Source organism: Sphingosinicella sp. CPCC 101087 (genome assembly GCF_004151485.1).
In the GTDB taxonomy this organism is placed as follows: Bacteria; Pseudomonadota; Alphaproteobacteria; order Sphingomonadales; family Sphingomonadaceae; genus Allosphingosinicella.
Map to the genome: position 1 here is coordinate 83,201 of NZ_SBFF01000012.1, position 25,750 is coordinate 108,950.

The window sequence follows — 25,750 nt, forward strand, 5'->3', positions numbered from 1 at the left end:
TTCACGATGCTGCTTCTCGAATGTCCCTATTGCGGCCCGCGGGCGGAGATCGAGTTCCGCTACGGCGGCGAGAGCCATATCCGGCGGCCCGGCCCCCACGCCGAGGTGTCGGACGCGCAATGGGCAGACTATCTCTACAATCGCAAGAACCTGAAGGGCGAGCACCGGGAGCGCTGGCTGCATGCCGCCGGCTGCCGCCGCTGGTTCAACGTCGCGCGCAATACCGTCACGCATCAAGTACTTGCGGTGTACAAGATGACGGAGCCCTGTCCGCTGCCCGACGATACGGGGGCGCCGGTGGGCGATCCGTCCATGACACCCGGGACGGCCATGGGGGGAGCCGCGTGAGCGGCCGGCGCCTCGACGCCGGCGGCCGCATCGATCGCGGCAATCGGATCGCCTTCACCTGGGGCGGGCGGACGCTTCACGGCCACCCTGGCGACACGCTCGCCTCTGCGCTGATGGCGAACGGGATTTCCATCATCGGCCGAAGCTTCAAATATCACCGCCCGCGTGGGCTGATCGCGGCCGGACTTGAGGAACCGAACGGCATCGTCCAGCTCGAGACGGGCGCGACGACGGTGCCCAACGTCAAGGCGACGCAGATCGAGCTTTATGAGGGGCTGATCGCCAATTCGGTCAACGTGAAGCCCGGCGTCGACTTTGACCTGATGGCCGTCAACAGCCTGTTCAAGCGATTCATTCCCGCGGCCTTCTACTACAAGACCTTCATGTGGCCGAACTGGCACGCGTTCGAGCCGTCGATCCGAAAGGCAGCCGGCTTGGGCAAGGCGCCTGGGGCCGCCGATCCCGACACGTACGAGCATCGCTTCGCGCACACCGACGTTCTGGTTGTCGGTTCGGGGGCCGCGGGGCTGGCCGCTGCTGCGGCTGCCAGTGAGGCGGGTGAGACCGTTCTGCTCGTCGAGTCCGATTCCGAGCTCGGCGGCGGTCTCCTAGCGGAGACGGCCGCGATCGACGGAACGGAGCCGCTGGCCTGGCGCGACGCAGTCCTGTTCGCGCTCCGGAAGCGCTCGAATGTGACGGTCATGAACCGCACCATGGCATTCGGTTTCTACGATCATGGTCTCGTCGGCCTCTGCGAGCGGCTAACGGACCATCTGCCGCCGGGCAAGCGTCGCGGGCCACGGCAGCGGCTCTGGAAGGTGCGCGCCAAGCGCGTGATCCTGGCGACCGGCGCGTTCGAACGGCCGATATCGTTCGCGGGGAACGATCTGCCGGGTATCATGCTCGCATCGGCTGCGCTCACCTATGCGCTGCGCTTCGGCGTCGCGCCGGGTCGACGCGTCCTGGTCGCCACGAACAACGACAGTGCCTATCACGCCACCTGCGCGTTGCACGACGCTGGCGTCGAGATCGCAGCCATCGTCGACTCGCGGTCGGAGGGCAGCGGCGCGGCGGCGGAAGCAACTGCACGCGGGATTCCGATGATCATTGGCGGCGCGCCGATCAAGGCCAAGGGCCGCCGGCGGGTTAAGGGCGTGACTATCGGCCATGCTGCAAGCGGCAGGACGCTGCGAACCATGGATTGCGATACGATCCTCATGTCGAGCGGCTGGAATCCGGTGGTCCATCTTCATTCGCAGTCGGGCGGGTCGCTGGCATTCGATGAGGCGCTCGGAGCATTCCTGCCGAGCAAGTCCGCCCAGGCCGCGGTGAACATCGGTGCGGCGGCGGGCATCTTCGATCTCGACACTGCCATCGTCAGCGGCTGGGCAGCCGGGCGAGGCGAGGACGTAGCGGCTCCGTGCCCGATCCCGGTCGGCCCCACCCGCCATTTCGCGAACGGCGACACGCGTGCGGCCAAGGCATGGGTAGACTATCAGAACGATGTCACCGCCGGCGATGTGCAGCTTGCCGCGCGGGAGAACTTCCGGTCCGTCGAACATCTCAAGCGCTACACGACCCTCGGCATGGCGTCGGACCAGGGCAAGACTTCGAACGTGACGGGGATTCACATCCTGGCGAACCTGATCGGCGCCCGGCCGCAGGCGGTCGGCACGACCAAGTTCCGCCCGCCGTTCGATCCGGTGACGATCGGCGGATTTGCGGGGCGCGCGGTGGGTGACAACCTGATGCCGCTCGCGACGACCGCCGCCCACGCCTCGGCCGTCGCGGCGGGTGCGCAGATGGAAAATCACGGTTCGTGGCTGCGTGCCGCCTTCTTCCCGCGCGCCGGCGAAGACGAGCATGCGGCAGTGACGCGAGAGGTGCTGGCCGTGCGCAGCAGCGTCGGCCTCTTTGATGCATCCCCGCTCGGCAAGATCGAGGTGAAGGGGCCCGATGCCGCCGAATTCCTGCAGCGGGTCTATGTGAACGGCGTTCGCAACCTCAAGGTCGGCCGCTGCCGCTACGGCCTGATGCTGAGCGAGCACGGGATCGTCTATGACGACGGGGTCTTCGCGAGGGTCGCCGACAATCATTTCCTGGTGGGAACGACGAGCGGCCACGCCGCGGCGATCACGGACATCCTTCAGGAATGGCTGCAGTGCGAATGGGTCGACTTGAAGGTGCTGGTCGAGAACGTGACGACCGCCTGGGCGGTGGTGAACGTCGCCGGTCCCAAGGCGCGTGAGGTGCTGGCGGCGGTGGGGACGGACATCGACCTTTCGCGCGAATCCTTCCCGCACATGGCCTATCGCGAGGGCCAGGTCGGCGGCGTCAGATGCCGGATCCAGCGGGTGAGCTTCTCGGGCGAGCTGTCCTATGAGGTCGCCGTGCCCTGGCAATATGGTCGCGCCCTGTGGGACGCTTTCATGCGCGCCGGCCAGCCCCACGGCATCACACCGTTCGGTGTCGAGGCGCTGATGGCGATGCGCATCGAGAAGGGCTTCCTGCACGTCGGTTCCGACACCGACGGCACGACCATGCCGCAGGATGTCGGATTCGGTTCCAGCATGGCGAAGAAGCCGGACGACTTCATCGGCCGTCGCTCCACCATGACCCCGGAGGGCTTACGCCCCGATCGAAGGCAGCTCGTCGGGCTGGAGGTTCTTGATGGCGGCGACGCGATCGAGACCGGCGCGCACGTCCTCGCTGGCGATGGCGCAGGGCCTCGCGCCACGCAGGGCTGGGTCACCTCCTCGGTGCTCTCGCCGACGCTTCGCCGCCCGGTGGCCATGGCGCTGATCGAGCGCGGCGAGGCGCGGATCGGTGAGACCGTCAAGGTCTGGGACGTCGGTAAAAGCCGGCTGGCGCGGATCGTTGAGCCGCGTTTCTACGATCCGGCAGGAGAACGGCTCGATGTCTGACAGCGCCTTTCATCTGGCGCGCGACGCCGCGAGCGGCTTCGCGCGTGAGGGCGCGGGCGTTCGCTTGGCCGTGGAGCCGCGGCTCGGCATCGCCAAGCTCCAGGTCCTCGGCAGCGATCCCGACTTCTGGTTCGAGGAGGCACTCGGTATCGCCGCGCCTGCGCCCTTGCGTGAGATCGAGCCGGAACCGGTGGCCTGCGCGTGGCTTGCACCGGGCGAATGGCTGGTGACGGGCCCCGAGGAGGATGTGGAGCGCGTCCGTCAGCGCTGCGACAACGTGGCCGGCAATCTTGGCCTGATGGTCGACATCACCCACGCGCGCGCCGCGTTCGAGTTGAGCGGCGTTGGCGCGCGCAACGTGCTCGCCGCCCACTGCCCACTCGATCTCTCCGACAAGGAGATGCCGGTCGGCGCGGCCAAAAGGTCGACCTTCTCCGATACGGGCGTGTTCATCAGCCGCAGGCCCGACCGGGATGGCGCGCCCTGCTTCAGGCTGATCTTCGACCAGACGATGGCCGCTTATGCCGAGCGCCTGCTCGACGCGACGACCACGGGGGCCGCGCCGTGACGATCTCCAATCTCGTCCTGAAGTTTCGCGCACCAGACCGGGCCGGGATCATGGCGACCGTCAACCAGGCCCTCGCCGCACGCGGCTGCGACATTCGCGAAGCCGAAGTCTATGGCGACGACGACACGGGCCGCTTCTTTCTGCGCATGGCCCTGACCAGCCCGCTCGGCCGCGACGCTCTGGCCGAGGTCTTCGCCCCGGTCGCTGCCGAGCTGGCGCTCGACTGGGAGCTGCACGACCTCGCCCGCCGCATCCCGGTCCTGCTCGCCGTCTCGAAATTCGGCCATTGCCTGGTCGACATCATCCACAAGAAGGAGATCGGCCAGCTGCCGATCGACATCGTCGGCGTGGTCTCCAACCATGAGGCGATGCGCAGGATCGTCGAATGGCACGGCCTTCCGTACCATCACCTGCCGATGAGCGAGGGCAAGGAGGCGCAGGAAGCCCGCTTCCTGTCGATCGTCGAGGAGAGCGGCGCCGACCTCGTCGTCCTCGCGCGCTACATGCAGATCCTGTCGGACGGCTTCTCGGCGCAGCTCGCCGGGCGCTGCATCAACATCCACCATAGCTTCCTGCCCAGCTTCAAGGGCGCCAAGCCCTATCACCAGGCCCACGCACGCGGGGTGAAGATCATCGGCGCGACGGCGCACTTCGTGTCGCCCGACCTCGATGAAGGGCCGATCATCGAGCAGGACGTCCGCCGCGTCAGCCATGCCACCATCGCCGACGAGATGGTGGCGATCGGCCGCGAGATCGAGGCCTCGGTCCTGTCGCGCGCCGTGCGCTGGTATGCCGAGCATCGCATTTTCGAGAACGGGAACAAGACGGTGGTGCTGTGAGCCCGCCGAAGCAGGAGAGCATCATGGCCGACATGGCTAAGTATATCGTGAATCCGGGGCCGAAGACGGCGGCCGAGGGATTGAAGGCCGCCGTCACGACCGACAATGCGATCGTCACCGAGACGATGATGAAGGTGCTGGAGGACGGCGGCAACGCGGCCGATGCGGTGATCGCCGGTGCCATGGTGCAGGCGGCGGTCGAGCCGTTCATGACCAACCATGCCGGCCTCGTCACCATGCTCTATTACGAGGCGAAGACGGGGATCATCCACCAGCTGGACAGCCTCGGCGGCCACCCGTCGGGCCTGTCGCCGTTCCGGCCGGTACCGCCGGGCATGGGGCCCTATGCCGCCTCGCCGCCCTCGGCGATCATCCCCGGCTTCATGCCCGGCCTGAAGGCGATTCACGAGCGGTTTGCGACCAAGGCGTGGTCTGCCCTGTGCGAGGACGCCGTGCACTGGGCGGAGACGGGGCATCCCGTGTCCACCTTCGAATACGGCGTCAACGTCTTCGTCGAGAAGTTCATCACCTACTTCCCGGAAGGGCGCGACTTCTTTCAGCCCGAAGGCTATTTCCCGAACGTCGGCGACATCTTCACGCCGCCGGGCATGGCCGACACGCTGCGCGGCGTGCGCGACAACGGTCCCGATCACATGATCACCGGCCCCTGGGCGGAGGCGTTCGTCGCGAGGGGCAACGCGCTAGGCTGGAAGGTCACGCTGGGCCACATGACCGAGACGCCGCCGCGCTGGATCGACCCGCTGCGGTTCCGCCACAACGAATATGAGGTGGTGTGCCTCGGCCCGCCTCAGGCGCAGGGCTTCTTCACCGCCGTCGCGATGGGCGTGCTGAAGCATCTCGGCATCCGGGACATGGAGCCAGGCTCCGCGGAGCATTGGTGGGCGATGGGCCATGCGCTCCGCCAGGGTGCGCGGCATTGGGAATATGCCGCAGACGACCAGTTCTTCGAAGTCCCGCGCGAGGCGGTGCTCGACGACGACTATCACGCGCATCTCGCAAGGCTCGTCCGCGGCACCCGGCCTAAGGTTGACCTGTCCGAGCATATCAGGCTCGCGGGCGACGGATCGTCCGCCGGTGGCGACCTGATGTCGGCGTTCAGCGGGGGCGGGGCCCGACCGCGGCTGGTGAAGACCGAGGACAAGCAGCCGTCGGGCAGTTGCGAAATCGCCGTGGTCGATGCCGAGGGCAATTGGTGTCAGTTCATGGACACGCTCCAGGGCTCGGGCATTCCAGGTCAGGTCGTCGGCGGCATTCCCATGGTGGGCAGCCACGCCACCTTCGGACACCTCCAGAGCCCGATGGATGCGACGCTGCTGAAGGGCGCCAAGAGCCGCTCGATCATGGGCAACACATTGGTGCTGAAGGACGGCAAACCGGTCTTCTCGGCCGGATCGCCCGGTAACATCCACTGCACCCTGCCGCAGGTGCTGACCTACCTGCTCGACTTCAAGCTCGACCCCTATGCCGCGGTCGACGCGCCGCGCATGCTGCCGATGACGGAGAACAAGGGCGTGGTGATCGAGGACCGTCTCCGGCCGGGCGTGGTGGAGGATCTCTACAAGCTGGGCGTGCGGGTGGGCGTCACGCCCGCCTACGACTTCCACATGGGTAGCTTCTCGGTGATCGCGCGCGATGAGGCATCGGGCATGCTGACGGCCGTCGCCGATCCGCGCCGCACGGCTGTGGCCGACGGCATCCGGGAGTAGGTCCGGCCGTAGCCGTCAGCCGGCGCGGGCCTTGCGCTGCTTCTCTGCGACGGACCGGACCGCCGCGAGCGCTTCCTCGCCGCACAGGATGTCGATGTAGAGCTGCGCGTTGCGGCGGCGCTCGGGGATGCTCTCCCGCACGCCCATCGCGTAATAGCCGATCTGGTGGTAATAGAAGACCCGCGCCCTGATCGCGGCATGCTCGCGGTCGTAGCCGATCGCCTCGAAGAACTTCTGCAGAGTGACCAGCCGCTCGCGGTCGGCGCGCTCGACAGCCCATTCGGCACGCTTGTCGGCCCGGGCCCACTCACGCACGGCCAGGTCGAATCGATAGTCGTAACCGTCAGACTCGATCAGCCGGTCAATGGCGCGGTTGAACCATCCGATCGCGTCGGGCCCCCTGGCAGGCGGCGGGTCGCTCGGCAGGAAGCGGCAGCTTTTCTCCCAATGGCGGATGATGCAATCGAGGAACTCGTCCCGGTCCTTGAAATTATGGTAGAACCCGCCGCGCGTAACGCCGAGGCGGTTGGCCAGGCGATCGACCTTCAGCCCAGCTATCCCCTCATCTACAAGCGTGCGCTGCGCGGCCTCGATCCAGTCCTGCTGGGTGTTCTTCGGTGTGCGTCCAACCATGCGCGTCTGATGTCCTGCTCGTTCGGGCAATATGGGACGGGTGACCTGCCGCACAATGTCACATTTCGGCCGGAGCAACAAAGCCGCTCTGCGTCCGTGAAGGGCGCCGGAGACAATGGCGGCGCCGAAGCCTCTCCCGCTCCTCCTTCGCGTCGGAGGGAGCGGGAGAGCGTTGGAACGGATCGGGAGGTCTTCTGGAACTAGAAATTGTAACCGACGGACAGCGTTATCGTTCGCGGCTGGATGTAATACAGGAGCGTGTCGGTGCCGGCCTGTCCCGGCAGCACCTTGAGGCTCGTCGCGGTCTGGATGCCGTGCGAGTTGAAGATGTTGTCGGCGCGGAGCTGGACGTTGAATTCGCCGAGCACGGCGCTGGTGCGCAGGTCGAACGAAGTGAAGCTGGGCAGCTCCTGCCCCGGGTTGTTGGTGGAGCCAGGGAATGAGCTGATTCGCTCGCCGGTATGCTTCGCCGTCGCGCCCACCGACATCTCGGTTCCGCCGACGGAGAAGGTATAGTCTGCGAGCAGCGCGCCGGCGAACTTCGGCGTCAGCGGAAGCCGGTCGCCCTCGACCGCGCCGATCGCGGCGGTCACGCCGGCGTCGATCTCGGTGAGCTTGGCGGACGTGTGCGCCGCGCTTGCGCCGAGCACCAGGCCGTCCACCGGACGCGCATTGAGCTCGAGCTCGATGCCTTCGACCTTCGCCTTGCCGGCGTTGAGCAAGGCGAGCAGCCCGTTGACGAGCGAGTTAAGCTGGATGTTGGTCCAGTCGGTCCGATAGGCCGCAAGGTCTGCCGAGAAGCGGCGGTCGGCGGTCGACGCCTTCACGCCCGCTTCGTAGCTCCACACGGTGTCCGGATCGACGCTCTGCGGCAGCGTCGGGTTGGAGGTGTTGGCGGGGCCGCCTGGGCGGTAGCCGCTGGCCGCCCGGACATAGGCGGTCAAATTGTCGGTCGGGCGCCAGCGCGCAGAGGCGACATAGGTGGTGGCGCTGTCCTCGTCCTCGATGGTGCGTCCCGGCGTGGGCACAAAGACGTTGATTCCCGGACGCGACTGATATCGCTGGTCGTTCTTGCTGTAGCGGATGCCGCCGGTGACGTCGAACTCGTCGGCCAGGTAGACGGTGACGTTTGTATAGCCCGCATATTCCTCGAACGTGCCCTCGGTCTCGTTGCGGACCAGCGAGCTGTAGGGCGCGGGGAGCCGTTCCCGGGTCGTAGGGTCGAAGACCTGGAGGTCCACCGGATAGGCCGTGTCTTCCTTCGTGTAGAACAGGCCGGCGATGAACTCGACTGGGCCGATCCGACGGGAGGCGAAGCGCGCCTCGGCATTGTACTTGTCCATGCTGGGGCTGGCGAAGCCGGGCAGGGCGGATGGGAAGGGCAGCAGGACGTTATAGGCGTTGGTATAGTCCGTATAGATGGCGACGTCATAGTGGCCGTAGCTGCCGTTCAGCGCGAAATCGCCCAGCGACGTCCCGTACCGGACACTGAGGTTGGTGGTATAATATTCAAGGTCGACGCCGGTGTCGAAGAAGGAACGGTATTCGAAACGATCGAAGCGCGGCGTCAGTGTGTCGGTGACCGCCAGCGTCGCGTTCAAGCCGGTGGTCTTGGTCGACTGGTAGAGACCACCGACCTCGATATCCAGGTCCGGCGTCGCCCGGACGAGCAGCGAGGCGCGCGCGCCATAGCTTTCGCCTTGGTTCACGTTCTCGGTGCCGGTGAGGAGGTTGTCGGTATAGCCGGGGATGTGCCGGGCCGTGCCCGTCACGCGCAGGCCGACCGTATCGGTGACCAGGGGAACGTTGAGCGAGGCCCGTCCGCCATAGCCCATCTGGCCGCCGTCCACGTCGGAAACATCGACGCGAAGCGAGCCGCTGAACGTATCGAGGTCCGGCTTCTTCGAGATCAAGCGAACCAGACCGCCGAGGCTGGAGGCGCCGTAAAGGGTGCCTTGAGGTCCTTTGAGAACCTCGATCCGCTCGAGATCGGAAAGGTCCGGGTCGGGCGTCAATATGCCGCCGTACGACAGCAGGCCGCTCGCGGTGAACGGCGTGTCGTCGATATAATATGCCGCAGTGGCATTGGTCTGGTAGTTGCCGGTGTTGAGCCCGCGCAGGATCACCGCTCCGGTGCCGGGCGCCCCGCTTGTGCGGTATGCGAAGCCGGGAACCAGCGCCGCATAATCGGCAACGTCGGTGATGCCGAGATTCTCGATCTTCTCGGACGTCAGCGCGCTAATGGAGGCGGGGACATCCTGCAGGCGCTGTTCCCGCCTGTTGGCGGTGACGATGATCTCGGCGCTGGTCGCCTCCTCGGTGGCCGAGTCGCCTTCGGCTAACTCCGGCACGCTCTCGTCGGCCGTCTGAGAAGGCCCGGTCTGCGCCCAAGCAGGCGATGCGGCCGCCGCCGCGAGTGCAACAACGCTGCAAGCGCTTAAAATACGATACTGCATGGACTGCCTCTCCGCTCAAGGTTCGCCGCCAGCCAAGGTTTTCGCTACCCAGTGCAAGACGACGAAGGTTCAACCTCGTTCGCTAGCCGGCGAGAATGGCCCAGTTTCGAAAATCATACAACTCTGTATGATATTGGCGATTTCGGCGATGATCGCTTTCTCCAAATGTGTTACAGAGGCGCCACAGTCTTTGTGACCGGAGCTCGCATGCCCGGGATCGCCGTCGCCTCGAAGCCTGCTTTCTCCATTAGCTAAGCGACAGTGCGCGATTGCGCAGATCGAGCCTCCCTGATCGCTAAGATGAGCGGCCATCGTTCGCGTGTTTCAGCCCGAATCGGCAGCTACTTTCGTATTTCGCCGAATTGCTTTCGAGCGCGTCCGGCCGGGCGGTTCCCGGATTGACTAGCGGGATACGGCAGCCTCATCTCTGAAAGATCAGGCGACGGAACGCCTCCATTTCATGCAGGCTTGCATGGGCAGTGGTGCCATAGAGCGGAACATGACCGAGTGATTCCACCAGGCGAAAGCAGCGGATCGGCCAAGAAGGAGTGCTCCAAGCGCGCCTCCGGCCCGGCCGCCGCCATTATGCTGGAAGCCACTCGGCCGGGGAAAAGCAAACAGACGCAAGTAGGAGCGGGGGAATGAAAACGAAAGCAATCTTCTGGCTGGCGAGCGTCGCCTTTCTGCCGGGCATCGCCCACGCGCAAACCACGACGGCCGCCGAGGAGGAGCTTGAAACCCCCAACGACATCGTCGTGACCGCTCAGCGGTACGAGCAGCGGCTCCAGGACGTGCCGATGTCGATCAGCGCCGTAACCGCTAGGGATATCCAGGCGCGCAATTCGGAGCTGCTCGAGGAACTGCAATATTCTGTGCCGGGCCTGTCCACGTACGGCTATGGCGTCGGCGCGAGTTCGACGCAGCTGCGCGGCGTTTCCAACATCAGCGGCGCGGCGACGGTCGGTATCTATTATGACGAAACGCCGCTGACCACGATCAATGCCGGCTTGGATCCCAGCGTCAAACTGTTGGACTTGGAGCGTGTCGAAGTGCTGCGCGGTCCGCAGGCGACGCTGTATGGCGAAGGCTCGATGGGCGGCGTCATTCGCTACATCCCGGCAGCGCCCAATCTGGGCAGCGTGAGCGGATGGCTCGACGGCGAATGGTCGGATACCAGGGGCGGCGCCGGCAATTACGTGCTGAGCGGTGCGATCAATCTGCCGGTCGTCACCGATGTGGTCGGCGTGCGGGTCGCCGCGAACTATGAGCGCCGGGGCGGCTGGATCGACAGGGCCCTTACCGGCGAGCGGAACATCAACGAGGCCGACCTGTTCTCGGTCCGCGGAACGCTTCGCATAAATCCGACTGATCGCTTCGATTTCTCGTTGCTCGGCCTATATCAGAAGTCGAGGCAGGACAGCGAGAATTTCGGCGTCGACGGCACGACGACGGATCGCGTCCCGACCCCGATCGTCGATCGCATGACCTTCATCCAAGCCAAGGCGAGCTACGACCTCGACTTCGCGACGCTGACGGGCATCGGCGGCTATATCGATCGTCGCAACACCAACGTCCTCGATATCACGGGCCTGCTCACGAGCTTGTTGCCGGTGCTCGGCCCTCCGGGGTTCATTACCGCGGTCCCGCTCAGCACCGCGTCCGATTTCAAGATCTACAATGCCGAGCTGCGACTCGCTTCGCAGGGCAGCGGCCCGCTCACCTACGCCATCGGCGCTACCTACCGTAATTTGAAGCAGGATCTGTTGCAGGCGACGTCGACGGCGCCCGGCACATTGCCTTTCGTCCTGCTGTCCGCCAGCGGACCCAGCCGGAATACCTCCTATGCCGTCTACGGCGAACTTGGCTATGAAATCCTGCCGGCGCTGACCGCTACCGTCGGAGCACGTTACTACGAGGAGCACAAACGGCGGCGTGTCGACCAGATCAGTTTCGGAACACCCATCACAGACTTGAACGACGGCAAGTTCAACTCGTTCAACCCGCGTTTCAACCTGAGCTACCAATTCTCGCGTGACGCATTGTTTTACGGGAGCGTCGCCAAGGGGTTCCGCAGCGGTGGTTTCAACCTGACTTCGGCGGGGCTTGCCGGCGGGGTCGTCGTTCCGCCGACATACGAGCCGGACGTCATTTGGACCTATGAAGGCGGCGGTAGGGTCTCGCTGGCTGACAACCGGCTCGTGCTCGACGCCAGCGTCTACCGCAACATCTGGACGCGGGTGCAGACGGTGACCTCCGCGCCGGGAAGCCCTACGGCGTTCACCACCAATTCGGGCCGTGTCACCGGATGGGGCGTCGACTTTTCCGCGACGGCGCGTCCGACGAACGCGCTGAGCCTCAGTGCTACGTTCGGCTGGAACAACATGGAGTACAAAACGAACACGAACGACAAGCTGAGGGGGGATCCGGTCGACGGCGCGGCCCGGCTGTCCTACTCAGCGTCGCTCGACTATCGCCCTGAACTCGGCGATGATGTCACGGGTATCTTCCGGATCGACTATCAGCATGCCGGGCGCGGTCAAATCACCGTCCGTTCGTTCGGCGGCGCCGGTATCATCAGCGAGCGGCCGAAGCGTGATCTCGTAAACCTCCGGGTCGGGGTTGCCTTGGGCGCGATCGAGCTGACTGCCTTCGCGTCCAACCTCTTCAACGAAGATGCCCCGATCCTGATCGGGCCCTACGGCGCGATTGCCGACAATATCGAGCAACGGCCGCGCACGCTCGGTATCAGCGCCAGCACGCGGTTTTGAGAGCAAGCCGCAACGCGGCGTCACGGTTTGCTCGTGACGCCGCCTTTTTTCTGAAATTTCCGGGATCGTCGTGGTGAGCGTTGGCAGCCCAGTTGCAGAAATGATCGACCGTTATCGCGCGGCCGAAGCGATGCTCGACGCGAACCTCGCGCCGCTCGTGCTCAACGAGAGCATTCACCCGCACTGGTTTAACGACCGCGACTTCTGGTATCGGCGGCAGCGCCCGGACGGGGGCGAATATGTGCTGGTGACTGGAGAGCGGGCAGGCCCCGCCTTCGATCATGCAGCGGTGGCCGCGGCGATGGGCGCCGCCACGGATGCCCCGGTCGACCCATGGTCGCTCGCGGTCGAGGAGATCACGGGGGACGGCGTCGTCATTCTCACCGCCGGCAATCACCGCTGGCGGTTCGCGGAAAGCGTCGTCACCGACCTCGGCGCGATCGAAGCGCCGCAACCTGACGTCCTGCTGTCGCCGGACAAGAGCCACGGCCTCATCGCGCGTGATCACGACCTCTACCTCGTCGGGGAGAGGGGCGAGCGGCGGCTGACAGATGACGGGCAATCGGACTTCGCCTGGGGAAAATACCCGGATGCCGGGCTCCTCGCCGTGGTGCGCCAGCGCAGCGGCTTGCGCTTCCCGCCCTTCGGCTGGTCCTGGTCGCCCGACGGCGCCTTCGTCGTCGGCGGCCGGCTCGACGAGCGCCATATCGAGCCTTACCCGTTCCTTGAGTCGGTGCCCCAGGACGGCGGCTTCAGGCCCAAGGCCTATCACATCCGTCAGCCCCTCACCGGCGAGCCGAACCCGATCTTCAGCGCCTCAGGCATTGAGGTGGCGACCGGGCGGCGAATCCCATTCGACCTTCCCGCCGAGTTGTCCTCGGAAATTCTGTCGATCGAGCCGATCGCCTGGGCGGCCGGCAATCGACGCCTGTTCTTCGCTGCCGCGCTCCACGGCGCGCGCGAGGCGCGGCTGATGGAAGTTGACGTGACGAGCGGAGCCGTCCGCACTCTCATTGCCGAGCGGGTCGAGGGCTTCATCAATCTCGGCTCCGAACTCTACGCGCAGCCCAATATCCGCATCCTCGGCGGCGGCGGGGAAGCAATCTGGTATTCGCAGCGGACCGGCTTCGGCCATCTCTACCGCTACGACCTCGAGAGCGGAGCGCTCGTCCATGCGCTCACATCGGGCGATTGGGTCGTGCGCGACATCCTCAAGGTCGACGAGGCGGGCGGCCGGATATTCTTCACCGCGTCAGGCCGGGAGGGCGGCGACCCTTATCTCCGGCGCGTTTACCGCGTCGACCTCGACGGAAGCGACCTGACCCTGCTGACGCCGGAGGAAGCGGACCATATGCTGAACGGCGCGCCGACCGCTATGATCGCGCTCCTGCTCGGCGCCGCTACGCCGCCGGCGATGCTGTCCCCGGACAGTCGCCTGCTGATCGACACCTATTCCACCGTTTCGTCGCCCAGCGTCTCGGTGCTGCGCTCGGCGGAGGACGGCGCGATCGTTCGCACGCTTGAGACCGCCGATGCGAGCGCCCTGCTGGCGACCGGCTGGCGCCCGCCCGAGCCCTTCGTCGCCAAGGCCGCCGACGGCATGACCGATCTTTATGGCGTCCTCTATCGGCCTCACGGGCAGTCCGACGACCCGGCGCCGGTGATCGACGCGATCTACGGCGGGCCGCAGATGACCGTGACGCCCCGCAACTTTCCGGCCGCACGGCGCCCGGTCGGCGCTTACGGCCGCAGCGCCTTCGCCTCATTGGGATTTGCCGTGATAACGGTCGATGGCCGCGGTACGCCATTGCGTTCCAAGGCATTCCACGACGCCGGCCACCGCGCCTTTGCCGATACATGCGTCGACGATCACGCGGCGGTGCTGCGCCAGCTGTGCGATCGCGATCTGACTCTCGATCGCAACCGCATCGGCATCTACGGCCACAGCTTCGGCGGTTACACCTCCGCCCGCGCCATCCTGCGCTACCCGGATATCTTCAAGGTGGCTGTCTCCTCGGCGGGCATCTACAACCTGCACGCCATCTACCGCAGCATCACCACCATCACGGAAGCGCCCGATTATGGCGAAGGCTTGGGGGTTAAGCCCGACCACCGTGCCGTCCCGCGCAATTTCCAGGCGCTCGACAACAACCTTCTCGCCGGTAATCTCCGGGGTAAGTTGATGCTTGTCTATGGCGACATGGACGAGAACGCCTTTCCCGCCATCACGCTGCAATTTTGCGATGCGCTCAATCGCGCCAATCGCAGCTACGACCTGCTCTACCTCCCCAACCGGATGCACGCTTTGACGGCGGAGCCGTATCTGGTCCGCCGGATGTGGGATTATTTCGTCGAGCATCTGATGGGTGAGGAGCCCCCCCTCAATTACTCGATCGGGGGAGGCGCGGCGCAGGCCGATCACAGGACGGACGCATGACCGACAAGAGCAGCTACATCGATAATTGCGGTCCCAAGACTTCGGTCACGGGGCTGAAGGCGGCCGTCATCGACAATGCGATCGTCACCGAGACGATGATGAAGATCCTGAACGGGGGCGGAAACGCGGCCGACGCCGTTGTCGCCATGGTTCAGGCGGCGGTCGAACCGTACATGCCAACCCTGCCGGTCTCGTCGCTATGCTCAATTACGAGGCTGCGACCGGTAAGATACATCAGCTCGACAGTATCGGCGCGCAGCCGACGGGATCGCTGCATAGGACTGCAGCGCGCCGACCATGATCAGGCAAACGAACGACCTCTATTGGAGAATGGCAATGCGTAGGCTTTTCGTTTCCGTCGACATGGAGGGCGTTGCAGGCGTCGCGTCCGCCGTGTCGCTAATGCCCACGGGCTGGGAATATACCGCCTATCGCCGCTGGATGACTGCCGAGCTCAACGCCGTAGCGGAAGCCGCGTTCGACGCGGGCTATGCCGAGGTAATCGCCGTGGACGGGCATGGCAATTCGCACAATGTCGATCCCGATCAGCTGATCGACAATATCCAGCTTGTCCGTTCGTCGCCGCGACCGATGTTTCAGATGCAGATGATCGATGATCCGAGCGTCGATGCCTGCGCCTTCATCGGCTATCACAGCGCGGCCGGCACGCCCGATAGCATCCTCGCGCACAGTTTTTCCGGTGCCGCACTACGCTCGGTGCGGTTGAACGGCGTACTCGCATCCGAGGGCTATATCAACGCGGCGGTTGCAGGAGAGTTCGGCAAGCCGGTCCTGTTCGTTTCGGGCGACCGGCAGACCCTGGAGGACGCGCGCCGCTACGCGCCCGACGCCGTCCTCCACACCACCAAACAATCCTTCGGGTTCCGTTCGGCGATGTCGCTGCCGCCCCGCCAGGCGTGCGAGGCGCTCAAGAAGGCGGCCGCTCGCGCCTTCGCACAACCGTATGGCCAGCCATTCAAGGTCGAACCGCCGTTCGAGGTGGAGGTCGAAATGACTTCACAGGTCGCGGCGGAGTTGCTCGGCTATCTCCCCTGGCTCGAGCGCACCGACGCTTACACCGTTAAAGCGCGCTTCAAGGCGATGCAGGAGGTGCGGGGCTTCATCGGCTTCGTCATGTCGTACATGCCCAACGGCCAGACCCCGTACTAGATGAAGACGGACGTACTAGCTGGGTCTGAGCTTAACGTATCGCCCTGCGGGAATACATATTCACCGGCGCCGTTGCTGGTCACGTGCCTGCGGGGAACGCGATGGGGACGGCTCTCGCCTCACCATCGGCGTGATCGCCGTAGGGACCTTCGCCGAAGGCCAAGGACCGGCATCCACAAGCGAGTATGCGGCAATGTCGCAGCGGGGGCTCGCGAATGTGGTGGAAGAGTATCGCATTCGCATCGAAGGGGCGGGATGTGACCGCGGCTCCGACGGAGGAATCCATGAAGAGCGTGAGAGTCGCTGACGGAACGGAGATCTGGTTCGCAACCCATGGTGATCCGTCCTGCCCGGCCCTGCTCCTGGGGCCGCATTTCTATGCGTCTCTTGGCCGAACGGAGGAGGACGATACCAGCCGGTGGATCGATGGGCTGAGGGACGAATTCTTCCTGATCGTCGCCGATTATCCACGCGGGTTCGGGCGAACCGGAAACCCCCTCGGACTGGACTTCACGCCCGACGTCGCGGCCGAAGAATATGACCGCATTGCCGACGCCGCCGGCGTGGAGCGTTTCGGCTGGGTCGGCTACAGCTATGGCGGTGCGATCGGCCTCCAGGTCGCGTGCCGGAGCACGCGTGTATCGGCCCTGGCCGTGGGCGGCTTCCCGCCGCTGCGCGCGCCCTATCGGGAAATGGTGGAGATCACGACCCGGATGGCGACGGCATCGGAAGGTGCCGCCGGCATGGATCCGAAGCTGCTCTGGTCCGCCGTGGGCTTCTACGGGCCGCTGGCCGACTGGCCGGAGCGGGCGGAAGTGACGAAGCTCCGTATGCCATGCATGACCTATATGGGCACGGCCGACGTCGGCGTACCCGCGCACGGCGTCGACATTCCGCTGGCAGCCAGGCTGCGTGAGGCCGAACCGGATTTGAAGGCCATGGGGTGGCAGATCGAGTGGATCGAAGGCGGGGACCATCTCAGCACGGCGCAGGCATCGGCATCGCTGCCCGTCGTGCGCCACTTCTTTCGTAAGGGGCTGTCGCCCGCCTGACCGATCGTCGCTGGGCCAGGCGTGTGACGGCTGAGCACCTCGCACCCCTCTGGGTGGGAATGCCGTAATCGGTTCCCACGGGACTTTCGCGTTCGGCTAAATCTCTTTTGCGCGCGTCGGTGCGAGGGCGATCCTGCTTGAACGGATTGCTCCCGCGGCTCCAGTCTTCGAACGCCACAATGCCGTGGCTTGTGGACATTTCATGCAGAAACGCGCCCCTCTCTCCGCCTGGTATGCCCTCGCAATTGTTTCGGTGACCGTGTTGTACTCGGTCATGGATCGCCAAGTGTTGATGCTGCTGGCTCAGCCGCTGAAGACCGCGCTTGATCTCAGCGATACGCAAATCGGCAGCCTGCAGGGGCTGGGCGCGGCGCTCTTCTCCGCGATCGCGGTGGTGCCGCTAGGCTGGCTGGCGGATAGGATTGACCGGCGACTGCTTCTGGTATGCTGCATCCTGATCTGGTCTGTCGCGATCGCAGCCTGCGGTCTGGCGAACAGCTATTGGAGCCTGCTGTTCTTCGTCGCCCTGCTGGCGGCGGGGGAGTCGGGCGTTTCGCCGATCGTCTTCGCGATGATCCCGGACCTGTTTCCGGAGCGGCAGCGGATGACCGCCAACTTCATCTTTTATTCCGCGACGATCCTCGGTTCCGGCGCCGGCATTGCCATCGCGGGGGCCGTCATCGACAATATTGGGTTGTTCGCTCCGATGTTCCCCGCCGATCTCGCCGCGGGAGAAACCTGGCGGCTAGTCTTCTTCGTCGTTGCTATACCCGGGCCGTTCCTCGCACTCGCCGTCGCGGCGATCCGCATGAATCGCCGCGCCGCGCTCGTGAAAGCCAAACCGCCGATCCTTACCCCGCAGGATGCCGCGCAGACGTCACAGGTTCTGGTACCTCTGCCTGAAGACGCGGCCGCAGAGTTCCACGATGCAGAAACCCTGCCTCAGGCAAAGCCGCAATTGCTGCCCCACCTCGTGCTCAACTGGAAGGCGATTCTGGGTGTGTTCGCGCCGTACGGCCTGGCGCTGCTGGGCGCTTATTCCGTCCTGATATGGCTGCCGGTCATCTTGATGCGCGACTTCGGCCTTTCGGCGGGCGCAGTCGGCGCGGGCCTGGGTAGCACGTTCATCGTCGGTAGCGTCGGCGGGCTCGCGATTGTCGCCGTGATTGCAAAATACCTGAGATCGAAGTGGGGCGACAAAACCCCCATCCGACTGTCGCATATCGGCTATATGATCTACGCGCTGCTTTCGCCGCTCTATCTGCTCGCTCGGTCTCCGGAGGAGATTTTCCTAATCGCGACGATCCTGATGGGAGTCGGCGTGGGCGGCAATTCACTGATGCCGACCCTGCTGCAGAACCTCGCTCCCGGTACCCTAAGAGGAAGGGTGTTCGCGATCTCGATGGTGGTCGCGACGTTGTTCCACGTCACCAGCCCTATCGCGGTGGGCCTGCTGTCGGATCATGTGTTCACGGGGCGCGGCGGGCTCATCAAGGCCGCCGTGGTCATCTGCGCGCCCGCTTTCTTCATTGCCTCGATCACCCTCCGCCTCGCGGAAAAGCAGATTCTGGCGACGGTCAATAGAGTGCGGGCGATGTCCGAGCCTGCCTGACGCCTGTCCAAGGCAAAATCGGCCCTGACACGGACTTGCCGTCCGAGTGGTACATTGGCGACCTGGAAGACTATTTCCAGACTGCTTTGGCCACGCGTAGCAGGTTTCCGCCCAGGATTTTCTGAATGTCGCCCTCAGCATAGCCGGCCTTGATCTGCAGCTCGACAAGCTTCTCGATCTGGGAGGGGGAGACGCATCGCAGGCCCGCGCCGACTTCATATCCCAGCCCGTCCGGGAAGGTCCCCTTCATCTCGACCACGTAGTCGCCGAGCTCGGCAAGGTCGAAGACGTAGTCGAGGCCGATGCCGACATGATCGGCACCGAGCAGCTGCACGACGTGATCCATGTGGCGAAAATAGGTGTCCGTCGAGCTGTCGTTATTCCCCAGGAAAATGCCGATGCCGTTGGGGCAGACGACGCCGCCGCTCTCCGCGCATCGCCGCAGGAGATCATCGGGCACGTTGCGCGGGTGGTCGTAGACCGCGCGCGGGTTCGAATGTGAAAAGATCACTGGATTTTTGGAATAGTCCATCACATCCCGCACCGTCCGGTATCCGGTATGGGTGCAGCATGCGACCATTCCGACCCGTGCCATTTCATCGAGCACGTCGCGGCCGAAGGCGGTGAGGCCCTGGTCATCGTCCTGACAGCCACCGCCGACGCGATTGTTGCGATTATAGGCCATCAGCATCCAGCGAACGCCAAGATCGTAATAAAGTGAGATCAGGCTGATCTGATCGGCGATGCCGTTGGCCCCTTCGATGTCAAAGCCGATGGCGAGCCGTCCGGTAGCGCGGGCACGATCGATATCCTCGACCGTTTCGATCAGCAGATACTCATTGGGTCGGGCCGAGATCCACCGCCGAAAGTGGGCGAGCATCCGGACATGATCCTCAACTCCCTGTTCGCCGAAGCCGATGTTGATCATCGCAACGTCGATCCCGCTCGACCTGTAGAGTTCGAGCTGCGGCAGGAATGCCTCGTCCAGAGGGCGCAGCGGCAGGCAGCCGTGATTGTCCCAGACCAGACTTGATCGAAGCAGTGCCTTGGCGTCCATTCTTGCACTCGTTCCGTGGTAGACCTGCGGCCAGGCGTTGGCCGATATTCCACGGGATTACACCCTTGCTCGGATCGGCTTAAGCGCCATCCTTTCGTGATCGTCCAAAAGTGTTTTGTCAGCGGCGGATTGTTACGCGGGCGCCTGCCGCGGCCTTGCGTGGCACTTTGTGCACTTCTTTCTAGGTGGTCCGTGCCGGCGTGGCTCGGGGCGGAGCACACGGCTTGGCAATCAGGAAGGGATGGAAATTGACGACACTGGCCCCATCGGCATGGTCTGACGCTGATCGTGAACGCTTCTGGAGCATCCAGCAGGCCGCCCTGCCGGGTAACCCGTCGGCAACAGGCACGCGCGGCGCGGTCTCCACCGCCCTCAACGGCCTAGCGGCGCGAGTGGGCGAGGAAGCGCTTAGGCAGGGCGGTTCGGCAGTGGACGCGGTGATGAGCGCCGCGCTTGCCCAGATCGTTCTCGGCGGCGGGGCGGTTATCAGCGCTTTCGGCATTCTCGCGCTGATGCATCATGACGCAGCGAGCGGCGAGACGACCTCGCTCAACGCCGGCTGGAACACGGTGCGCGGCGAAACCGACGCGCTATCGATCCCCGGAAAGATCAACCCCGCCGGCGATGGCATGGCCAATATGATCGGCGACAGCGAGCCGTCGGGCCGTACCGCGATGGTCGGCGGTTTCATGCGCGGGCTCGAGGCCGCACACCGCCGCTACGGCAAGCTGCGCTTCGCGCGCCTGTTCGATGCCGCGATCGAGCTGGCGGAAGACGGCTTTACGGTCCCGCCCGGGCTGGCCCGCTATATCGACGTCCGCAAGGACGATCTCGCCCGGCTTCCCGAGACGCGGGCGGTGTTCTTCAAGGCGGATGGCAGGCCCTATGGTGAGGGCGATAAGTTCCGTCAGCCCGCGCTTGCCGAAACGCTGCGGCGCGTGGCGAGCGAGGGCGCCGACTACATGTATACCGGCGCTTGGGCCGCGCGCTGTGTCGAGGCTGTGCAGCGCGACGGCGGCAAGATGACGCTCGAGGACCTGGCAGCCTATCAGCCGATCTGGTCCGACCCGGTGACAATCGAGCGGCAGGGCTATACGCTCGCCTTGCTCGGCGAGCCCTGCGAAGGCTCCGTCAACCTGATCGAATCCTTGAACTTGACCGAAGCGGCCGGCATCCGGGAGATCGGTCACTGGTCGACATCTGCCGAGAGCCTGGTCTGCCTCGCCAAATGCTGCGCGGCGATGGGCGGCATGCGCTACGACAGCCCCGAGGAGCAGCAGGCCGCCTTCCCCGGCATCGACATGAGCCGTACCTCGCGCCTCACGCGCGACCATGCCGCTGCCTTGTGGTCGCGTCTGGAGGAGGGGTCGCCGATCCGTTTGATACCGAGGGGCACGCATTCCGACGTCGTCGTCGCCATCGACGCCGACGGCAACATGGCTGCGCTGTGTCATTCGATCAATTGTCTTATTTGGGGCAAGACGGCGATCGTCGTCGATGGCGTGTCGGTCGGTGATCCGGCCTCCTACATGCAGTCGATGGTTGCGGCGACGCCGCCCGGCACGCAATTGCCGAACCCGATCGAGGTCGGCCTGGTGCTGAAGGACGGCCGTCCCGAAATCGCTTGGTCGTCGATGGGCGTCGGCCTTCATTATCAGACGACGCAATCGCTGCTGAACGTGATCGACTTCGGCATGACGGTCGAGCAGGCCGCCAACGCTCCGCGCCTGTTGCTGCCGATTTCGCCGGACGGCAGCCAGCGCGAATTGACCCTGCGTGTCATCGACGGGGAATTTCCCAGCGAGCTGCTCGATGCCACCGGCGTCGAGATCAAGGCCATCTCGCCGGCCGAGGCGCGTTTCGCGCAAGGGTTGTGGGTCGCCGTCCAGCGCGATCCGGACACCGGCATGCTCAGCGCAATCTCGCCAAGCTATACGAACGGGCAAGCCACCGCGATTGCCTGAGCGAACCTTTCGCGCAGCACGGGCGTCGCACACATGGCGCAAGAGACGTCTCGAATGGAGTTTGACAGATGGCGGTGATCTTGATCGATCAGCTGGCGGCGGATTTCCAGCCGCGCAAGAAGGCGCGGCAGCTCCTGTCGGACATTGAGTCCAAGGCCGACCTGTTACACGCCGCACGTCCACAATCTGGCGTTCCTACGCACGCAGGCCGAGCGGATTGATCGCCGGGTGGTGCACATCTGGTCGCAGGATAGCCGCCGCGACAGACACCTTTTTGAGAAGCTGAAAGCCGCCTACGTAAAGGCGCGATACTCCCGCCACTACCGCATCAGTGAAGAGGAATTTGCTTGGCTCGGTGAGCGCGTGGAAGAGCTCGGGCAGGCCGTCCACGTGATCTGTTCCGAGCGGATCGCTATGCTCGAGGCGCAGGCGAAGGCCGCTTGATCCCCTGATTTCGGACGGCGGTGAGCCGATCGTCAGGAGCGCGAGCGCACCGTCTTCTGGTCACGTTCGGCTCTCCCGTAGCCGTCCACCGGGCCACACCCATCTCCTTTCGTCAGCCCTTCTGGCACGGCTGCGGCGGGGCGCAACCCGCGGCCCTACGGCCCGTGTTGCCCTTCGGGCTGCCCGCGCCGGCCTAGGGCCTTAGGTTCCCCTGCGGCTGCGCCTCCGGTGCGCTCCGCCGCATTCGCCGCGCCTTTTTCCGGGCTGTCGACGGGGTGGTCCCGGCGACAGGACAGGAGATTTCAGCCATGACCAACACCGTTCTTCTCGTCGGCAACCTGGGCGCCGACCCCGAGCTCCGCAGCGCCAACAGCGGCACCGACATCGCCTCCTTCAGCCTCGGCACGAGCCGTCCGAAGCGCGACAGCGAGGGCAAGACCTACAAGGATGCGAGCGGCTTCACCGCCAAGGACACCGAGTGGCACCGCGTGACGTGCTTTAACGGCCTCGGCAGGATCATCGCCCAGCACGCGACCAAGGGCATGCTCGTCTCAGTCCGCGGCAGGCTCCACTACACCCGCTGGACCGACCGCGACGGCATCGAGCGCTACGGCTGCGAGATCATCGCCGAGGACGTCCAGTTCTTGAGCCGAGCCCGGCAGAACAGTTCGTCCGGCGGCTCCGAGCCGCAGCAGGATCTGGACGACGACGTGCCGTTCTGAGGTCATCGGTCGCCCCGGCGGCTTCGGCCGCCGGGGCCTTTTCCGTGCTCAATCATCCTGTCATCCCACCGCCGAGAGGCTCTCCGGCTCGTGCATTGTGATGCGGGAGGAGAGGCTGCGGGGGGAGGGGGGCTCGTCTCGTAGAGACCCAGTGTGGCGGGCGGCGAAGCGGCTGATCAAGGCTGCGCGGTGCCCCCAATTTGCTTCGCAAATCGGCTCCCCCGCGCCCCGCTTCGCGGCGCCTTCGGCGGCCCTGACAGCCGCTCCGCCGCTCGCTCCGCAGGCGCCGTCTTCGATCGGAAGACGATGCTGAAGGAGACATCCGATGAACATGATTTCGACGATCGGGCGGGGGTGTGATGCCGCGGTGCACGCGCTTCGGGCGGAGTTCGGGGCGGTTCTGGCCGCGCGGATTATCGAGGCTGAAGCCGTCGACTTCCTATGGGAGGCGAGGGTCCGAGAGCGGTACCTGGGTCAGCAGATCAGCTGGGATTTCGACGATGGAGATGCGTCCCAGGAGCTCTCGCGGATCTCGATTCTGAGCGTTCTGGATGGCCGCTGGTACGTCGGATTGTGCCTGGTCGATGGCGAAGGAGCGGCGGTGGAGCTGCTCTGGAAGCGGCCTTTCGAGTGCCGCGGAGAGGCTGAATTCGAACTTGTTCGGGCGCGATGATCGCTCCAAATGGCTCTTGCGGGGGCGGCGCGGCAGCGTCGCTCCCGCTTTCTTTTTATTGGCTCGGATGCAGCTTTGCCCGCGATCGGTGGTGCTGGGGGTGAGACGTCCTGGAAAGAATATGCGGTAGGGAGACAGAAGGAGCAGGGGAAGGCAAGATTAAAGCAGTGCCTCCCTGAGGCCCTGAATGTGGCGTCTGCACATCGTTTTTTGTGGAGGCATGCGGGGGCGCATGCCTCCACTTGCTCAAGAAGTGGCGGTTTTCTGCGGCGCATTGTGGAGGACCTTGAAGCTGCTTCGCAGCCTCGCCTCATCTCCTTGCCATGGCCCAGGAAGACGACTTCGAACTCTGGCTCGGCCGCATCGGTGATCGCGGTCGCGGGAGCGGCAAGAGGTTCGCGAACCGTATCCGGCAGGCGGCGCAGCTCGCCGGCGGACCGACGGCGCGCGGCGGCGCTCGGAAGTTCGACGGAAGCCGCATCGGCCGCGGTGCTGGGGTCGGCCGTGTGCTGTCGAGCGGACCAAGGCACAGGGGCCGCGCGGCGCGGCGCGTGGTGGTGAAGGCCAGCATCGTGAAGCTGGGCCGGAAGGGGCTCGCGCGGGCCACGGCGCACATGCGCTACCTGCAGCGGGACGGGACAACACGCGAAGGGGAGCGCGGCGCGCTCTATTCGGAGCGGGAGGATCGGTTGAACGGCAAGGAGTTCGTCGCTCGCGGCGCCGGAGACCGCCACCAGTTCCGTTTCATCGTCGCGCCGGAGGACGGCTCGGAATATGACGACCTGAAGCCGCTCGTCCGCCGCTTCATGGCCCAGGCGGAGAAAGACCTCGGGACGAAGCTCGACTGGGTCGCTGTCGATCACTTCAACACGGGCCACCCGCACAGCCACGTGATCGTCCGCGGGAAGGACGATCGGGGCAAGGACCTGATCATCGCACGCGAGTACCTGACGCAGGGGCTGCGCGAGCGCGCCGCCGAGCTAGTCAACCTGGACCTGGGGCCGCGGACCGAGCGGGAGATCTTTCGCTCCGACCTACGGGAGGCCGAGCAGGAGCGGCTGACCGGCATCGACCGGCGGCTGATCAGGTCGATGGACGCCGAGGGGCTCGTGGATCCGCGGCACGGGAGCTGGGTCGAGCAGGACCTGCGGACGGCTCGGCTGCGGACGCTCGGCGCCATGGGCCTGGCGAGCGAGGAGCGGGGCGGCCGATGGAAGCTCGATCCGGAGCTGGAAACGACGCTGCGGGAGATGGGCCGGCGCGGCGATATCATTCGCACGATGAACCACGCGCTCCGCGTCGCGATGCAGCCGCGGGCGCCACAGGATCAGGGGATCTACGATCCGGACGCACCCGATGCGCGGCCGGTTGTCGGCCGGCTTGTCGCGTCCGGACTCGCGGACGAGCATGCCGATCGGCGGTTCCTCATCATCGACGGTGTGGATGGCCAGACCCACTATGTGGATGTCGGGGCGAGCATGCTCGAAGCGCGGCCGGGAGCGATCGTCCAGGTCGAGCCGCGGCAGGCGGGCGTGCGGGAGGTGGATCGGACGATCGCGGCGATCGCCGAAGCCAGCAAGGGCTGGTACAGCGTCGAGCTTCATCAGTTCCGTGACCCCACGGCGACCGAGCCGTTCGCTACGGCGCATATCCGCCGGCTGGAAGCGCTTCGCCGCAGCGGGCTTCCTGTCGAGCGAGAGGTCGATGGCTACTGGCAGATCCCGCCGGATCACCAGGAGCGGGTGGAGGCGCACGAGCAGCGGCTTCGCGCCCGCATGCCCGTCACAGTCACGCTCCTCAGCGGTGACCGCCTTGATCTTCTGCCCGAGCGGGACGGAGCGACCTGGCTCGACCGGGAGATCGTTGCGGAGAAGCCGGTGGAGCTCGGGCGCGGATTCGGGGCTGAAGTTCGGAAGGCGATCGATCGGCGCCTGCAATGGCTGGCGGCGCAGCGGCTGATCGATCTCGATGGCGAGCATTACCGCTTCAGGTCCGACCTGGTGGACCAGCTGGAGCGGCGGGAGCTCAGGGCTGCCGCGGCGAAGGTCGGGCGCGAGAGCGGGCGTGCCTTTCGTGAGCACGGTATCGGCGATCATGTGGAGGGGGTATGCCGCGGGCCGGTGCAGGTCGGGGATCGCAAGTTCGCGCTGGTCGAGCACTCGCTTGAGTTCAGCCTGGTACCATGGCGGCCGGTGCTGGAGCGGCAGATTGGGCGCGAGATCTCCGGGGTTGTGCGCGGCGGAGGGGTCAGCTGGACCATTGGACGGGAGCGGCAAGGCCCCAGCATCGGCATGTGAGCCGGGGGCACCTGCGGTGAGCGAGCGCTCGGTGCGGCGGAAGCGCTGTTCGCGCGGAC

General features: G+C 65.3%; 19 protein-coding genes and 1 pseudogene. 17 read left to right on the top strand and 3 right to left on the bottom strand.

The window, feature by feature from the left end:
- Positions 1-6: 6 nt before the first annotated feature.
- From EKM57_RS18130 to EKM57_RS18150, 5 genes are read left to right on the top strand one after another with little or no spacing between them, the layout of a single operon-like run.
- Positions 7-348, top strand: a complete 342-nt coding sequence (locus EKM57_RS18130) for a sarcosine oxidase subunit delta (protein WP_129793943.1) — start codon at positions 7-9, stop codon at positions 346-348.
- On the top strand, positions 345-3,272 hold the full coding sequence (locus EKM57_RS18135; RefSeq protein ID WP_129793944.1) for a sarcosine oxidase subunit alpha family protein: 2,928 nt from the start codon (positions 345-347) through the stop codon (positions 3,270-3,272). The genes EKM57_RS18130 and EKM57_RS18135 overlap by 4 nt, the downstream gene beginning before the upstream one ends.
- Positions 3,265-3,840 carry a sarcosine oxidase subunit gamma gene (locus EKM57_RS18140; RefSeq protein ID WP_129793945.1) on the top strand — a complete coding sequence of 192 codons (576 nt, stop codon included), beginning with the start codon at positions 3,265-3,267 and terminating at the stop codon, positions 3,838-3,840. The genes EKM57_RS18135 and EKM57_RS18140 overlap by 8 nt, the downstream gene beginning before the upstream one ends.
- Entirely contained in the window at positions 3,837-4,679 is an 843-nt protein-coding gene (gene purU / locus EKM57_RS18145) for a formyltetrahydrofolate deformylase (protein ID WP_256386913.1), read from the top strand. Before EKM57_RS18140 ends, purU begins: the two co-directional genes overlap by 4 nt.
- Positions 4,680-4,702: 23 nt before the next feature.
- On the top strand, positions 4,703-6,406 hold the full coding sequence (locus EKM57_RS18150; RefSeq protein WP_129793946.1) for a gamma-glutamyltransferase: 1,704 nt from the start codon (positions 4,703-4,705) through the stop codon (positions 6,404-6,406).
- Between the two features lie 15 nt (positions 6,407-6,421).
- Here EKM57_RS18150 and EKM57_RS18155 read toward each other — a convergent pair whose 3' ends face one another.
- Both EKM57_RS18155 and EKM57_RS18160 read right to left on the bottom strand, forming a co-directional pair.
- A complete protein-coding gene (locus EKM57_RS18155; protein WP_129793947.1) occupies positions 6,422-7,039 on the bottom strand; it encodes a TetR/AcrR family transcriptional regulator in 618 nt (205 codons plus the stop codon).
- A 200-nt stretch (positions 7,040-7,239) separates the two neighbouring features.
- Positions 7,240-9,390: a TonB-dependent siderophore receptor gene (locus EKM57_RS18160; protein ID WP_165357539.1), complete on the bottom strand. Its 2,151-nt coding sequence runs from the start codon at positions 9,388-9,390 to the stop codon at positions 7,240-7,242.
- A gap of 746 nt (positions 9,391-10,136) precedes the next feature.
- On the opposite strand from EKM57_RS18160, the gene EKM57_RS18165 reads away from it, so the two are divergent.
- From EKM57_RS18165 to EKM57_RS18190, 6 genes are all read left to right on the top strand, one after another.
- A complete protein-coding gene (locus EKM57_RS18165; RefSeq protein ID WP_129793949.1) occupies positions 10,137-12,263 on the top strand; it encodes a TonB-dependent receptor in 2,127 nt (708 codons plus the stop codon).
- A 100-nt stretch (positions 12,264-12,363) separates the two neighbouring features.
- Positions 12,364-14,700 (top strand): alpha/beta fold hydrolase, encoded by a 2,337-nt coding sequence (locus tag EKM57_RS18170; RefSeq protein ID WP_129793950.1) that lies wholly within the window; start codon positions 12,364-12,366, stop codon positions 14,698-14,700.
- On the top strand, positions 14,697-15,044 hold the full coding sequence (locus EKM57_RS18175) for a hypothetical protein (RefSeq protein ID WP_129793951.1): 348 nt from the start codon (positions 14,697-14,699) through the stop codon (positions 15,042-15,044). Before EKM57_RS18170 ends, EKM57_RS18175 begins: the two co-directional genes overlap by 4 nt.
- A complete protein-coding gene (locus EKM57_RS18180; protein WP_165357540.1) occupies positions 15,037-15,870 on the top strand; it encodes a M55 family metallopeptidase in 834 nt (277 codons plus the stop codon). The genes EKM57_RS18175 and EKM57_RS18180 overlap by 8 nt, the downstream gene beginning before the upstream one ends.
- Before the next feature lie 284 nt (positions 15,871-16,154).
- Positions 16,155-16,922: an alpha/beta fold hydrolase gene (locus EKM57_RS18185; protein ID WP_165357541.1), complete on the top strand. Its 768-nt coding sequence runs from the start codon at positions 16,155-16,157 to the stop codon at positions 16,920-16,922.
- Positions 16,923-17,124: 202 nt separating this feature from the next.
- Positions 17,125-18,534: an MFS transporter gene (locus EKM57_RS18190; protein WP_129793954.1), complete on the top strand. Its 1,410-nt coding sequence runs from the start codon at positions 17,125-17,127 to the stop codon at positions 18,532-18,534.
- A gap of 70 nt (positions 18,535-18,604) precedes the next feature.
- On the opposite strand, the gene EKM57_RS18195 is transcribed toward EKM57_RS18190, so the two are convergent.
- Complete coding sequence (locus EKM57_RS18195) at positions 18,605-19,591, bottom strand: dipeptidase (protein WP_129793955.1); 987 nt, start codon at positions 19,589-19,591, stop codon at positions 18,605-18,607.
- 248 nt (positions 19,592-19,839) lie between these two features.
- On the opposite strand from EKM57_RS18195, the gene EKM57_RS18200 reads away from it, so the two are divergent.
- From EKM57_RS18200 to rlxS, 6 genes and pseudogenes are all read left to right on the top strand, one after another.
- Complete coding sequence (locus tag EKM57_RS18200) at positions 19,840-21,555, top strand: gamma-glutamyltransferase (RefSeq protein ID WP_129793956.1); 1,716 nt, start codon at positions 19,840-19,842, stop codon at positions 21,553-21,555.
- 68 nt (positions 21,556-21,623) lie between these two features.
- Positions 21,624-21,776 (top strand): hypothetical protein, encoded by a 153-nt coding sequence (locus EKM57_RS21985; RefSeq protein WP_165357532.1) that lies wholly within the window; start codon positions 21,624-21,626, stop codon positions 21,774-21,776.
- A pseudogene (locus tag EKM57_RS18205) lies at positions 21,715-21,999 on the top strand (nucleotidyltransferase); the annotation flags it as partial. The gene EKM57_RS21985 and the pseudogene EKM57_RS18205, both read left to right, overlap by 62 nt.
- A 308-nt stretch (positions 22,000-22,307) precedes the next feature.
- A complete protein-coding gene (locus EKM57_RS18210; protein WP_129793957.1) occupies positions 22,308-22,721 on the top strand; it encodes a single-stranded DNA-binding protein in 414 nt (137 codons plus the stop codon).
- A 325-nt stretch (positions 22,722-23,046) separates the two neighbouring features.
- Positions 23,047-23,394 carry a hypothetical protein gene (locus EKM57_RS18215; RefSeq protein ID WP_129793958.1) on the top strand — a complete coding sequence of 116 codons (348 nt, stop codon included), beginning with the start codon at positions 23,047-23,049 and terminating at the stop codon, positions 23,392-23,394.
- Between the two features lie 323 nt (positions 23,395-23,717).
- Positions 23,718-25,691: a relaxase/mobilization nuclease RlxS gene (rlxS, locus tag EKM57_RS18220; protein WP_129793959.1), complete on the top strand. Its 1,974-nt coding sequence runs from the start codon at positions 23,718-23,720 to the stop codon at positions 25,689-25,691.
- Positions 25,692-25,750: the final 59 nt, after the last annotated feature.